The sequence below is a fragment of the Enterobacter ludwigii genome (assembly GCA_023023105.1).
GTDB lineage: Bacteria > Pseudomonadota > Gammaproteobacteria > Enterobacterales > Enterobacteriaceae > Enterobacter > Enterobacter adelaidei.
Genome location: CP083824.1, coordinates 4,217,098 through 4,230,780, shown reverse-complemented (window position 1 = coordinate 4,230,780; position 13,683 = coordinate 4,217,098). Strand labels below are relative to the sequence as shown.

Here is a 13,683-nt window from a genome sequence, read left to right as displayed (position 1 = left end):
CTGGTCTTATCAGGGAAGATTATCAACCGCTATCCGAAAAAGATTTGCGGTTGACGGGTAATCTGCGGGAAAACGCACAGTTTCGCGAACTATCGCAACCACTGGCGGAACTTTTTGTAACGCCATGCTAAAAGCGCCACGGCCGCCAGCGCATACAGGATTGGCTGGGGCGAGAGGATCTTCACCGACCATAGATAATGAATGGGTGCGAGGATCGCGACAAGATAGACGAAGTTGTGCAGAAGTTGCCAGCGCCTGCCCAGTTTTCGCTGCGCATACTGCGTGGATGTCAGTGCTAGCGCCAGTAAAACCAGCCAGCTCACGATACCCAGCGTCAGATAAGGACGCGTCACCAGTTCACGGCCAAGCAGTGTCAGATTGTTAATTCCCAGTTCCAGTAGGGCGTAGCTGGTGAGATGCAGCGTCGCCCAGGCAAAACACCATAGCCCCAAAAGCCGACGAGTTCGTATCAATAATGGTTGTTTAGCGTAGCGCGCCAGCGGCGAGACGAGCAAGGTTGCCAGCAAGAATTTCAGAGCCATCCTACCCGTAAAGTGCTGGATATCCTTTGCCGGGTCGGCACTAAAGAGTCCCTGGCTGACGGCCCAGAACAGCCAGATGAAAGGAAGCAACCCGGCTAAGTGGAGCAGCACTTTCAGCCAGGTTATCTGCTTTGCCGTTAAACGCACTCAGAAGTTCTCCCGTAAATTGAGACCACGGTAAAGTGAAGCCACTTCATCCGCATAACCGTTAAACAGCAGCGTCGGTTGGCGCTTCACGTCCAGCGCACCGCCGGAACCGATAAAACGCTCGGTTGCCTGCGACCAGCGTGGATGATCCACATGCGGGTTCACATTGGCGAAGAAACCGTATTCGCCCGGTGCGGCCAGATTCCAGGTGGTTGGCGGACGTTCGCGGGTGAGCTTAATGCTGACAATAGATTTAATCCCTTTGAAACCATATTTCCACGGTACGGTTAAACGAATGGGGGCACCGTTTTGCGGTGGAAGCGCTTTGCCGTAAACGCCAACGGTCAGCAGGGTAAGCGGATGCATCGCTTCGTCGAGGCGTAACCCTTCTACATAAGGATAATCAAGCCCGCCGCCGATAAACCGGTCTTTCTGCCCAGGCATCTCGTCAGGAGCATAACGCGTCTGGAAAGCGACATATTTTGCGTTGCTGGTGGGCTCCGCCATTGCCAGCAGTTTATGCAGCGGGAAGCCGATCCACGGCACCACCATCGACCAGGCTTCCACACACCGCATGCGGTAGATACGCTCTTCGAGCGGGAAGCGGGTGGTGAGTTCGTGATGGTCCAGCGTCAGGGGTTTTGCCACTTCACCTTCAATTTTCAACGTCCACGGATCGGTTTTGAGGCTTCCCGCATTGGCGGCAGGATCGGCCTTGTCGAGGCCGAATTCGTAGAAGTTGTTATAGCCGGTGACTTTATCTTCCGGTGTGAGCGTCAACGTGTTTTGCCACTGGGCCGGTTTGGTAAAGGTGAGTGGTGCGCCGGAAGGGGCTTTCGGCCTGTCGTTGCCTTTAAACCAGTCGAGCAGGTCGGCGTGTGCCGTTGGGGAAAGCGTCAGTGCGGTAGCGCTGATACCAAGCATTTTCAGGATCTGGCGGCGCTGTAACATAAAGACAGATTCAGACGTTACGTCGGCTTCCGTCAGTTTTCTATTTTTCATGGCATCCTCCGTCATGCGTTTTTCTAAGCATGACGGAGGAGAAGGATTCGCGCGAATATGTCACGAAAATTTGAAGATTAGGCAATTTTCACCAGCGCGCGACCGTGGAACTGGTTGTCCATGATCTTACTGGCATATTCCGGTGCCTGGCTGAGGCTAATTTCCGTTGCGCTCTGGGTATAGAAGGATTCAGGCAGATCGCGCACCAGGCGTTCCCAGGCTTCATGACGACGGGCCGCTGGCGTCATCACGGAATCGATCCCCTGCAGGCGAACGTTACGCAAAATGAATGGCATCACCGTCGTTGGCAGGGCAAATCCTCCTGCCAGACCGCAAGCTGCCACGCAGCCGCCATAATTCATCTGCGCCAGCACTTTCGCCAACACTTTGTCACCGACGGTATCCACCGCCCCTGCCCACACCTGTTTTTCCAGTGGGCGGGTTTCGGCAAACTCGTCGCGGCCAAGTATGCGGTTAGCGCCGAGCTGGCGCAGGTAATCGTGGGTGCTTTCACGACCAGAAACAGCGGCGACCTGATAACCCAGTTTGTGCAGCAGCGTGACTGCTGTGCTACCCACGCCACCGCTGGCGCCGGTCACGACAATTTCACCCGATTCCGGGCGGATGCCCGCATCTTCCAGCGCCATCACGCACAGCATGGCGGTAAAGCCTGCTGTACCAATGATCATTGCTTTGCGGCCATCCATCCCCTTCGGCATGGGGACCAGCCAGTCACCCTTAACACGCGCCTGCGTTGCCAGACCACCCCAGTGGTTTTCACCTACGCCCCAGCCGGTGAGCAATACCTGCTGGCCGGTATGGAAACGCGGATCTTCGCTGGTATGAACCCGGCCAGCAAAATCAATACCGGGTACCATAGGGAAATTTCGGATGATTTTCCCTTTGCCGGTGATAGCCAGTGCATCTTTATAATTTAAACTGGACCAGTCGATGTCGACGGTGACTTCGCCTTCCGGTAAGCGACTCTTTTCAACGGGTTGCACTGAGGCAAGCGTTTTGCCGTCCTGCTGTTCTAAGATCAAAGCCTGCATACGGGGTCCTCATGACTCGGATGATTGGAAAATAATTTCTGAAGACTATACTCGCTCAGGGAAAAGCAATGTCGATTTAACGCAATAAATTGCCAGTTACAGCCGATTTGATAGTATGCCGCATTTGAAATGCAAGTTAGCGCTTACTCGCTACCCCATCAACCTACGGAGTAATCTCAAGGATGCGATTAACGACGAAGTTCTCAGCTTTTATCACCTTGCTGACGGGGCTTACCATTTTTGTCACACTGCTTGGCTGCTCTCTGAGCTTTTATAACGCCATTCAGGACAAGTTGGTCAACCGGGTCCAGGCTGTTGCTTCGGTGATTGATGTTCGTCTGCTGACGACGCCGCTGCCGGCACTTTCCCGTGAACTGGATGAGTTGATGGCACCTGTTGATATTGTTCAGATAGACATTCAGCAGGGAAAGCATCGGGTTTTTAGCCATATACGGCAGGAAAGTTATCGGCCGGCAGGTGTGGTGAGCCAGTATCGGGAAGTGACTGTGCACTCGCTTAAAAATCCTGGGATGACCCTGCACATGGTCTACCTTGATCCGATGGCCAGTTATTTCCGCTCCATGATGACCACTGCGCCACTCACCGTTGCTGTTGCGTTTATCGTCCTGCTTATTTTTCTTGCTGTCCGCTGGCTGCGTCGCCAGCTCTCCGGTCAGGAACTGCTGGAGGTGCGCTCCGTGCGGATCCTTAACGGTGAACGCGGCCCGCAGGTGCGTGGTTCAGTCCATGAATGGCCTGCACGCGCCAGTAGCGCGCTGGATACGCTGCTCTCAGAAATCCAGTTCGCCAGTGACCAGCGCAGCCGTATGGATACGCTGATCCGCTCTTATGCCGCCCAGGATAATAAAACCGGCCTTAACAACCGCCTGTTCTTTGACAACCAACTGGCCACGTTGCTTGAGGACCCGGAAAAGGTGGGGACGCACGGGGTGGTAATGATGGTTCGCCTGCCTGACTTCGATCTCCTGCGCGACACCTGGGGACAGCGGGTTGCGGAAGAAAATCTCTTTACGCTAATCAACCTGCTCTCCACCTTTATTATGCGTTACCCGGGGGCACTGCTGGCCCGATATCACCGCAGCGATTTTGCCGTATTGTTGCCGCATCGCACGTTGAAGGAGTCGGAAAGCATCGCCAGCCAGCTGCTGAAGGCGGTGGATGCGCTGCCGCAGAGCAAAATGCTCGACAGGGACGATATGGTGCATATGGGGATCTGTGCCTGGCGCGGCGGGCAATCAACAGAACAAGTGATGGAACACGCGGAAGCGGCGACCCGCAACGCCGTGTTACAAGGGGCGAACGGATGGGCGGTTTATGACGACTCGCTGCCGGAAAAAGGGCGTGGCAATGTGCGTTGGCGAACGCTGATCGAGCAAATGCTCAGCCGCGGCGGGCCACGTATTTATCAAAAACCTGCAGTCATGAAAAACGGTCATGTTCATCATCGTGAATTGATGTGCCGTATTTTTGACGGCACAGAAGAAGTCATCTCTGCGGAATATCTGCCGATGGTACTGCAGTTTGGGCTATCCGAAGAGTATGACCGGCAGCAAATTAGCCGCTTGATTCCTTTTTTATCCTTCTGGCCTGAAGAAACCCTGGCGTTACAGGTCACCGTAGAGTCGTTAATACGCCCACGTTTTCAGCGCTGGCTGCGTGATACATTAATGCAATGCGAAAAATCGCAACGCAAACATATTATTTTTGAACTTGCTGAGGCGGATGTAGGTCAACACATCAGCCGGTTGCGCCCGGTGGTACGTTTGATCAATGCGCTCGGCTCGCGTGTAGCCGTTACGCATGCCGGGTTAACGCTGGTCAGTACTAACTGGATCAAAGAGCTGGATGTGGAGTTATTAAAGCTACATCCGGGGTTGGTGAGGAATATTGAGAAGCGCACGGAAAACCAGCTGCTGGTACAGAGTCTGGTTGAAGCGTGCAAGGGAACGCGAACGCAAGTATTTGCCACAGGTGTGCGCTCCAGAGGCGAATGGCAGATGTTAACAGAGCGCGGTGTTACCGGTGGTCAGGGGGATTTTTTTGCCGCCTCTCAGCCGCTTGACACCAACGTGAAAAAATATTTGCAAAGATACTCTGTTTGACCTGCCGTTTACGCTGTTTTCACGTAGAATATCGCGCCTGTAGCTTTGAGTATGTCGAGCAAAAAGCCAGTGAACGACCTTTAACGGGTTACAAATGTCAGTGAGGGACGCTGCTGTTGACTCAGTCCTGAGGGAATCAGGGATCAATTTTGTAACATCAGGAAACGTACTGCACAAATTTTCACCGTTGCAGATGATTTTTGCGCCTTGTCGCTGCTGCGTGTGGTTGGTAAAGTAAGCGGATTTTGTTTTCCGCCCCAGCTTTCAGGATTATCCCTTAGTATGTTGAAAAAATTTCGTGGCATGTTTTCCAATGACCTGTCCATTGACCTGGGTACCGCGAATACCCTTATTTATGTAAAAGGACAAGGCATCGTATTGAATGAGCCTTCTGTTGTGGCCATTCGTCAGGATCGTGCAGGCTCGCCGAAAAGCGTCGCTGCAGTGGGTCATGACGCGAAGCAGATGCTGGGTCGTACCCCTGGCAACATCGCCGCCATTCGCCCAATGAAAGACGGCGTTATCGCTGACTTCTTCGTGACTGAAAAAATGCTTCAGCACTTCATCAAGCAGGTTCACAGCAACAGCTTCATGCGCCCAAGCCCGCGTGTTCTGGTGTGTGTGCCGGTTGGCGCAACCCAGGTTGAGCGTCGCGCAATCCGTGAATCTGCCCAGGGTGCAGGTGCTCGAGAAGTGTTCCTGATTGAAGAGCCAATGGCTGCGGCAATTGGTGCAGGTCTGCCTGTGTCTGAAGCAACCGGTTCAATGGTGGTGGATATCGGTGGTGGTACCACTGAAGTTGCCGTTATCTCTCTGAACGGTGTGGTCTACTCCTCTTCTGTACGTATCGGTGGTGACCGCTTCGATGAAGCCATCATTAATTATGTGCGCCGTAACTACGGCTCTCTGATCGGTGAAGCCACTGCGGAGCGTATCAAACACGAAATCGGCTCTGCGTATCCGGGCGATGAAGTGCGTGAGATTGAAGTACGCGGCCGTAACCTGGCTGAAGGTGTTCCACGTGGCTTTACCCTGAACTCCAACGAAATTCTGGAAGCACTGCAGGAACCGCTGACCGGCATCGTAAGCGCGGTAATGGTTGCGCTGGAACAGTGCCCGCCAGAACTGGCGTCCGATATCTCCGAGCGCGGTATGGTTCTGACCGGTGGTGGTGCGCTGCTGCGTAACCTCGACCGCCTGTTAATGGAAGAGACAGGTATTCCTGTCGTAGTTGCAGAAGATCCACTGACTTGCGTCGCCCGTGGTGGTGGCAAGGCGCTGGAAATGATCGACATGCACGGCGGCGACTTGTTCAGCGAAGAGTAGTCATTGTGAAAGGGTAGCGCATCGCTACCCTTTCTCTCTGACGCGAGAATACGCATAGCCTATGAAGCCAATTTTTAGCCGTGGCCCATCGCTACAGTTTCGCCTCATTCTGGCGGTTCTGGTGGCGCTTGGGGTCATTATTGCCGATAGCCGCCTCGGTACGTTCAGTCAGATCAGAACGTACATGGATACCGCCGTCAGTCCTTTCTACTTTGTATCAAATGGTCCCCGCGAACTACTCGACTCCGTTTCTCAAACGCTGTCTTCGCGTGACCAACTCGAACTCGAAAACCGGGCGCTACGCCAGGAACTGCTGCTGAAAAACAGCGAGCTGCTGATGCTGGGGCAATACAAGCAGGAAAACGCGCGTCTGCGTGAACTGCTCGGCTCGCCGCTGCGTCAGGATGAGCAGAAGATGGTGACGCAGGTGATCTCCACCGTAAACGATCCTTACAGCGATCAGGTTGTGATCGACAAAGGTAGCGTGAACGGTGTGTATGAAGGTCAGCCAGTCATCAGTGATAAAGGCGTTGTGGGCCAGGTTGTTGCCGTGGCCAAACTGACCAGCCGCGTTCTGCTTATTTGCGATGCTACCCATGCGCTGCCGATTCAGGTCCTGCGTAATGACATTCGCGTGATCGCCGCCGGTAACGGTTGTACGGACGATCTGCAATTGGAACACCTGCCAGCGAACACGGATATCCGTGTCGGTGACGTTCTGGTGACCTCCGGTCTGGGTGGACGTTTCCCTGAAGGCTATCCGGTTGCGGTGGTCTCTTCGGTGAAGCTCGATACTCAGCGTGCCTATACCGTGATTCAGGCGCGTCCAACCGCAGGTTTACAGCGTCTGCGCTATCTGCTGCTGCTGTGGGGCGCCGATCGTAATGGTGCTAATCCGATGACACCTGAAGAGGTGCATCGTGTGGCGAATGAGCGTCTGATGCAGATGATGCCGCAGGTTCTCCCGCCTGCGGATTCCATGGGGCCGCCTGCGCCAGTCCCGGCGCCAGCAACAGGATTAACGCAGCCGCTGCCGGATGCGCCACCACCGCCTAAACTCTCTTCGGGAGGGCAGTAGTGGCAAGTTATCGTAGCCAGGGACGCTGGGTCATCTGGCTCTCGTTTCTCATTGCGCTGTTACTGCAGGTTATGCCCTGGCCGGATGACATTCTTGTTTTCCGGCCAAACTGGGTGTTACTCATTTTGCTCTACTGGATCCTTGCCCTGCCGCATCGCGTAAATGTCGGCACAGGTTTTGTGATGGGTGCCATACTGGATCTCATTAGTGGCTCTACGCTTGGCGTGCGCGCGTTGTCCATGAGCATTATTGCGTACCTCGTCGCACTTAAATTCCAGCTCTTTCGTAACCTCGCGCTCTGGCAACAGGCCCTGGTGGTGATGTTGTTGTCGCTTGCTGCGGATATTGTTGTTTTCTGGGCAGAGTTTTTAGTGATCAACGTCTCTTTCCGACCGGAAGTGTTCTGGAGTAGTGTAGTAAACGGTGTGCTCTGGCCGTGGTTATTCCTGCTGATGCGTAAGATTCGCCAGCAGTTTGCCGTGCAATAAAAGGTTTCTATGACGTCTTTGTATCTCGCTTCTGGCTCCCCGCGCCGTCAGGAACTCCTGACGCAGTTAGGGGTATCTTTTGAACGCATCGTGACCGGCATTGAAGAAAAACGTGCTGAGGGCGAAAGTGCTCAACAGTACGTGTCTCGCCTTGCGCGCGAGAAAGCGCAGGCTGGCGTAGCCAGTGTGCCGCGTGACCTTCCGGTGCTGGGGGCAGATACCATCGTTATTCTTAACGGTGAAGTGCTTGAGAAACCGCGCGACGCCGATCATGCGGCGCGTATGCTGCGCAAAATGTCCGGGCAAACGCATCAGGTGATGACGGCCGTCGCACTGGCAGACAGCCAGAACGTGCTGGATTGCCTGGTCGTGACGGATGTGACATTCAGAGTGCTTACCGACGACGAGATCACCGCTTACATTGCCAGCGGTGAACCGATGGATAAGGCAGGTGCATACGGTATTCAGGGGCTGGGTGGCTGTTTTGTCAGGAAGATTAATGGCAGCTATCACGCCGTAGTCGGCTTACCGCTGGTGGAAACGTATGAGTTGCTGAGCAATTTTAACTCACTGCGTGAGGGAAGGGATAATTATGACGGCTGAATTGTTGGTAAACGTAACGCCATCGGAAACCCGTGTGGCCTACATTGATGGTGGCATTCTTCAGGAAATTCATATTGAGCGCGAAGCGCGACGCGGAATAGTAGGCAATATCTACAAAGGTCGTGTCAGTCGTGTACTACCGGGTATGCAGGCGGCTTTTGTAGATATTGGACTGGATAAGGCGGCATTTTTACATGCCTCCGATATCATGCCGCACACCGAGTGCGTTGCAGGTGAAGAGCAAAAGCAATTTGCCGTCCGCGATATTTCTGAACTGGTGCGTCAGGGTCAGGATCTGATGGTACAGGTGGTGAAAGATCCCCTCGGCACCAAAGGTGCCCGTCTGACCACCGACATCACTTTACCTTCCCGTTATCTGGTCTTTATGCCCGGCGCATCGCACGTGGGCGTTTCGCAGCGTATTGAGAGTGAAACCGAGCGCGAGCGTCTGAAGAAAGTGGTCAGCGCCTACTGCGATGAACAGGGTGGGTTTATCATCCGTACCGCAGCGGAAGGGATCAGCGAAGAAGACCTGGCGTCTGATGCGGCTTACCTGAAGCGCGTCTGGACCAAGGTGATGGAGCGTAAAAAACGCAACCAGACCCGCTACCAGCTCTATGGTGAGCTGGCGCTTGCTCAACGTGTTCTGCGTGATTTTGCCGATGCACAGCTCGACCGTATTCGCGTGGATTCCCGCCTGACCTATGAAGCCCTGCTGGAGTTTACCGCTGAATACATCCCCGAGATGCCTGGCCTGCTGGAGCATTACACTGGCCGTCAGCCGATCTTCGATCTTTATGATGTCGAAAACGAGATCCAGCGTGCGCTTGAGCGCAAGGTTGAACTGAAGTCTGGTGGGTATTTGATCATCGATCAGACCGAAGCGATGACCACCGTTGATATCAATACGGGCGCGTTTGTTGGTCACCGTAACCTGGATGACACTATCTTCAACACCAACATCGAAGCCACGCAGGCGATTGCGCGCCAGCTTCGTCTGCGCAACCTGGGCGGCATTATCATCATCGACTTTATCGATATGAGTAATGAAGACCATCGCCGCCGCGTGCTGCACTCGCTGGAGCAGGCGCTGAGTAAAGATCGTGTGAAAACCAGCATCAACGGTTTCTCGCAGCTCGGGCTGGTGGAAATGACGCGCAAGCGTACCCGTGAAAGCGTTGAACATGTACTGTGTAATGAATGTCCAACCTGCCATGGACGCGGAACGGTAAAGACGGTTGAGACCGTCTGCTACGAAATCATGCGCGAAGTCGTCCGTGTTCATCATGCCTACGACTCCGATCGTTTTCTGGTCTATGCTTCCCCTGCGGTGGCTGAAGCGTTGAAAGGCGAAGAGTCGCACGCGCTGGCGGAAGTGGAAATCTTTGTCGGCAAACAGGTAAAAGTACAAATTGAACCGCTCTATAACCAGGAGCAGTTTGACGTCGTGATGATGTAAGCGCAGTACGCTGCGTGACGAATGCTGACAAGGAGAGATGCGTGAGGCGATTGCCGGGGATTTTATTGCTTACAGGGGCAACGCTGGTCGTGATTGTCGCGTTGCTCGTGAGCGGGCTACGCCTCGTATTACCGCATCTGGACAGCTGGCGTCCGCAGCTGCTGGCGAAAATCGAATCCACTACCGGCGTGCCGGTAGATGTAAGCCAGATCAGTGCTAACTGGCAGAATTTTGGCCCGACACTCGATGTCCGGGATATCAACGCCAGCCTGAAAGATGGCGGCTACCTGAAAATCAAACGCGTGACCCTGGCGCTGGACGTCTGGCAAAGCCTGCTGCATCTTCGCTGGCAGTTTCGCGATCTCACCTTTTATCAACTCCAGTTTTTGACCAATACGCCGCTGTCGGGTGGTGACAGTAGCCAGGGTCTTGAAGCCAACCGTTTCAGCGATCTCTTCCTGCGTCAGTTCGATCATTTCGATCTTCGTGACAGCGAAGTGAGCTTTATTACCCTTTCTGGCCAGCGCGCTGAACTGGCGATCCCGCAACTAACCTGGCTCAACGGTAAGGATCGGCACCGCGCGGAAGGACAGGTGAATCTCTCCAGCCTGAACGGTCAGCACGGCGTGATGCAGGTGCGCATGGATCTGCGAGACGACGATGGCTTGCTCAACAACGGCAAGGTATGGCTTCAGGCCGACGATGTGGATGTAAAACCGTGGCTGGGAGACTGGCTTCAGCAAAATATGCAGCTGGAAACCGCCCGTTTCAGCCTTGAAGGCTGGCTGACCCTGACGAAAGGCGAATTTGCCAGCGGTGATATCTGGCTCAAGCAGGGGGGCGCAAGCTGGAAAGGCGAAAAACAGCAGCATCAGCTTTCCGTTGATAATCTCACCGCGCACGTGACGCAGGAGAAAGGGGGCTGGCAGTTTGCCATTCCGGACACGCGCATCACCATGGATAACAAACCGTGGCCGCGCGGCGCGCTGACGCTTGCCTGGATGCCTGAGCAGGACGTTGGCGGCACGGCCAGTAAACGCAGCGACGAGCTGCGCATCCGTGCCAGTAACCTGGATTTGGCTGCCATTGAAGGCCTGCGCTCAATGGCGGCAAAGCTCTCTCCGGACCTGGGCGAGATCTGGCTGGCAACGCAGCCGAGTGGGAAGATAGACGCTCTGTCGTTGGATATTCCGCTCCAGGCGACGGAAAAAACCCGTTTCCAGGCAACCTGGAAAGACCTTGCCTGGAAGCAGTGGAAGCTGCTGCCGGGCGCGGAACACTTTAGCGGCAAGCTGGAAGGCAGCGTAGAGAACGGCAGGCTGACGGTCGATATGCATGACGCCAAAATGCCTTACGAGACGGTCTTCCGCGCGCCGCTTGAAATTGAACAAGGCAGTGCGGTACTTAACTGGCTCAATAACGATAAGGGCTTCCAGCTTGATGGCCGCCATATCGACGTAAAAGCCAAAGCCGTGCATGCGCGCGGTGATTTTCGCTATCTGCAACCAGAAGGTGATGAGCCGTGGTTGGGTATTCTGGCCGGGATCAGTACCAACGATGGTTCTCAGGCCTGGCGCTATTTTCCGGAAAACCTGATGGGGAAAGCGCTGGTTGACTATCTGAGCGGCGCGATCCAGGGCGGACAGGCGGAGAACGCCACGCTGGTCTATGGCGGTAACCCGCATCTTTTCCCGTACAAACATAATGAAGGTCAGTTCCAGGTACTGGTGCCGTTGCACAATGCCACCTTTGCGTTCCAGCCGGGCTGGCCCGCGCTGAAAAACCTGGATATCGAACTTAACTTCCTCAATGACGGATTATGGATGAAGTCAGACAGCGTCGCGCTGGGCGGTGTGACGGCCAGCAATCTGACGGCAAACATCCCGGATTATTCAAAAGAGAAACTGCTCATTGATGCGGATATCAACGGTCCAGGGAAAGCGGTAGGACCGTATTTTGAGGAGACGCCGTTGAAAGAGTCGCTGGCGGCGACGCTTCAGCAACTGCAGCTTGATGGCGATGTGAATGCTAGCTTACATCTCGATATCCCGCTGGACGGTGAGATGACCACTGCCAAAGGCGACGTCCGTCTGAAGAATAACAGCCTGTATATCAAACCTCTTGAAAGTACGCTGAAAAATCTCAGTGGGCAGTTCAGCTTTGTGAACGGTAACCTGAAGAGCGAGCCGCTCACTGCCAGCTGGTTTAATCAGCCCGTAAATATCGACTTTACGACCACCGAGGGTGAAAAGGCGTATCAGGTGGCTGTCAATCTCGACGGTAACTGGCAGCCAGCGCGTATGGATGTCCTGCCGAAACCGATTGAAGGGTCAGTGGATGGCTCGGCATCCTGGAAGGGGAACGTGGCAATCGAACTGCCTTATCACGCTGGCGCACATTATAAGGTCGACATTACGGGAGACCTGAAAAACCTTCATAGTCAGCTACCTGCGCCGCTGGAGAAACAGGCCGGACTGCCGCTGCCAGTAAAGCTTAACGTCGATGGTAACCTGAACAGCTTCGAGCTGACCGGAAGCGCGGGCGGGACAAACCACTTCAACAGCCGCTGGCTGCTCAACCGCAAACTCACTCTCGACAAAGCCATCTGGACAACTGATAGCCGTTCGACACCGCCGCTGCCGGAGCAGACTGGTATTGAGCTGAATCTCCCGCCTTTGGACGGTGCTGAGTGGCTGGCGCTGTTCCAGAAAGGTGTTGGACAAAACGTTGATGAAACCGCTCAGTTCCCGCAGACCATTACCGTACGCACGCCGTCACTAATGCTGGGGGGACAGCAGTGGAACAACCTGAGTATTGTCTCTCAGCCAACGCCTAACGGCACGAAAGTCGAGGCTCAGGGCAGAGAGATCAATGGCGCACTGACCATGCGCAATCATGCGCCGTGGCAGGCGGCGATCCGCTATCTCTACTACAACCCGGCAAGCACCACGATCGGGAAAGATAAACCGGCAGAGACGTCACCGCTGAGCAAAACCGCTCGCGTCGATTTTAACGGCTGGCCCGATCTCCAGTTGCGCTGTGCTGAATGCTGGCTGTGGGGGCAAAAATATGGCCGTATCGACGGTGATTTCGCCATTCAGGGAAATACGCTCACGCTCACCGGTGGCCTGGTCGATACCGGTTTTGGACGCATGACGGCCGCAGGCGAATGGGTGAATAACCCGGGCGAGCAGCGTACCTCCCTGAAGGGTGACATTAAAGGCAACAAGCTGGATGCCGCGGCCAATTTCTTTGGCATTACCACGCCGCTTCGCGGTTCGTCATTTGATGTTGATTACGATCTTCACTGGCGTGCCGCGCCGTGGACGCCGGATGAAGCCTCGCTCAATGGCATTCTGAAAACCCGCTTCGGTAAAGGTGAAATCGCCGACGTGAGCACGGGGCGCGCCGGGCAGATCCTGCGCCTGCTGAGTTTTGATGCACTGCTGCGCAAGCTGCGCTTCGATTTCAGCGACACATTCAGCGAAGGTTTCTACTACGATTCCATTCGCAGCACGGCGTGGATCAAGGATGGCGTTCTGCATACGGACGACACGCTGGTGGACGGCCTGGAAGCGGATATCGCGATGAAAGGCTCGGTCAATCTCGTGCGTCGAGAGCTGGATATGGAAGCCGTGGTGGCGCCGGAAATTTCCGCGAGCGTTGGCGTGGCAGCGGCCTTTGTGGTGAACCCGATTGTTGGTGCGGCGGTGTTTGCCGCCAGTAAAGTGCTGGGTCCGCTATGGAGCAAGGTCTCCATTCTGCGCTACCACATTACCGGCCCGGTAGATAAACCGCAGATTAATGAAGTGCTGCGCCAGCCGCGCAAAGAAGCACAGCAATGATTTGACGTGGGCAGGTAA

Annotated in this window: 10 protein-coding genes; 7 read left to right on the top strand and 3 right to left on the bottom strand. The window is 54.8% G+C overall.

What is annotated here, in order from left to right:
• Positions 1 to 89: 89 nt before the first annotated feature.
• The 3 genes from msrQ to LCD46_20435 form a co-directional block, all read right to left on the bottom strand.
• The gene (gene msrQ / locus LCD46_20445; protein ID UOY70371.1) at positions 90 to 689 is read right to left on the bottom strand and encodes a protein-methionine-sulfoxide reductase heme-binding subunit MsrQ; all 600 of its coding nucleotides are present in this window, start codon (positions 687 to 689) and stop codon (positions 90 to 92) included.
• Entirely contained in the window at positions 690 to 1,691 is a 1,002-nt protein-coding gene (gene msrP, locus LCD46_20440) for a protein-methionine-sulfoxide reductase catalytic subunit MsrP (GenBank protein UOY70370.1), read from the bottom strand.
• 77 nt (positions 1,692 to 1,768) lie between these two features.
• Complete coding sequence (locus LCD46_20435) at positions 1,769 to 2,743, bottom strand: oxidoreductase (protein UOY70369.1); 975 nt, start codon at positions 2,741 to 2,743, stop codon at positions 1,769 to 1,771.
• 182 nt (positions 2,744 to 2,925) lie between these two features.
• On the opposite strand from LCD46_20435, the gene csrD reads away from it, so the two are divergent.
• From csrD to yhdP, 7 genes are all read left to right on the top strand, one after another.
• On the top strand, positions 2,926 to 4,866 hold the full coding sequence (gene csrD / locus LCD46_20430; protein ID UOY70368.1) for an RNase E specificity factor CsrD: 1,941 nt from the start codon (positions 2,926 to 2,928) through the stop codon (positions 4,864 to 4,866).
• Between the two features lie 282 nt (positions 4,867 to 5,148).
• On the top strand, positions 5,149 to 6,192 hold the full coding sequence (gene mreB / locus LCD46_20425; GenBank protein UOY70367.1) for a rod shape-determining protein MreB: 1,044 nt from the start codon (positions 5,149 to 5,151) through the stop codon (positions 6,190 to 6,192).
• A gap of 61 nt (positions 6,193 to 6,253) precedes the next feature.
• A complete protein-coding gene (gene mreC, locus LCD46_20420; GenBank protein ID UOY70366.1) occupies positions 6,254 to 7,270 on the top strand; it encodes a rod shape-determining protein MreC in 1,017 nt (338 codons plus the stop codon).
• Positions 7,270 to 7,758 carry a rod shape-determining protein MreD gene (gene mreD, locus LCD46_20415; protein ID UOY70365.1) on the top strand — a complete coding sequence of 163 codons (489 nt, stop codon included), beginning with the start codon at positions 7,270 to 7,272 and terminating at the stop codon, positions 7,756 to 7,758. Before mreC ends, mreD begins: the two co-directional genes overlap by 1 nt.
• Before the next feature lie 9 nt (positions 7,759 to 7,767).
• The gene (locus LCD46_20410; protein UOY70364.1) at positions 7,768 to 8,361 is read left to right on the top strand and encodes a Maf-like protein; all 594 of its coding nucleotides are present in this window, start codon (positions 7,768 to 7,770) and stop codon (positions 8,359 to 8,361) included.
• On the top strand, positions 8,351 to 9,820 hold the full coding sequence (gene rng, locus LCD46_20405) for a ribonuclease G (protein UOY70363.1): 1,470 nt from the start codon (positions 8,351 to 8,353) through the stop codon (positions 9,818 to 9,820). The genes LCD46_20410 and rng overlap by 11 nt, the downstream gene beginning before the upstream one ends.
• 41 nt (positions 9,821 to 9,861) lie before the next feature.
• Positions 9,862 to 13,665, top strand: coding sequence for an AsmA2 domain-containing protein YhdP (gene yhdP / locus LCD46_20400; protein UOY70362.1), 3,804 nt, complete (start codon positions 9,862 to 9,864; stop codon positions 13,663 to 13,665).
• The last annotated feature ends 18 nt before the right edge of the window (positions 13,666 to 13,683 follow it).

Excerpts from the sequence above, each read along its gene's own strand:
- msrP (UOY70370.1), bottom strand. The coding sequence starts at position 1,691 with ATGAAAAATAGAAAACTGACGGAAGCCGACGTAACGTCTGAATCTGTC.
- LCD46_20435 (UOY70369.1), bottom strand. The coding sequence starts at position 2,743 with ATGCAGGCTTTGATCTTAGAACAGCAGGACGGCAAAACGCTTGCCTCA.
- csrD (UOY70368.1), top strand. The coding sequence starts at position 2,926 with ATGCGATTAACGACGAAGTTCTCAGCTTTTATCACCTTGCTGACGGGG.
- mreB (UOY70367.1), top strand. The coding sequence starts at position 5,149 with ATGTTGAAAAAATTTCGTGGCATGTTTTCCAATGACCTGTCCATTGAC.
- mreC (UOY70366.1), top strand. The coding sequence starts at position 6,254 with ATGAAGCCAATTTTTAGCCGTGGCCCATCGCTACAGTTTCGCCTCATT.
- LCD46_20410 (UOY70364.1), top strand. The coding sequence starts at position 7,768 with ATGACGTCTTTGTATCTCGCTTCTGGCTCCCCGCGCCGTCAGGAACTC.
- rng (UOY70363.1), top strand. The coding sequence starts at position 8,351 with ATGACGGCTGAATTGTTGGTAAACGTAACGCCATCGGAAACCCGTGTG.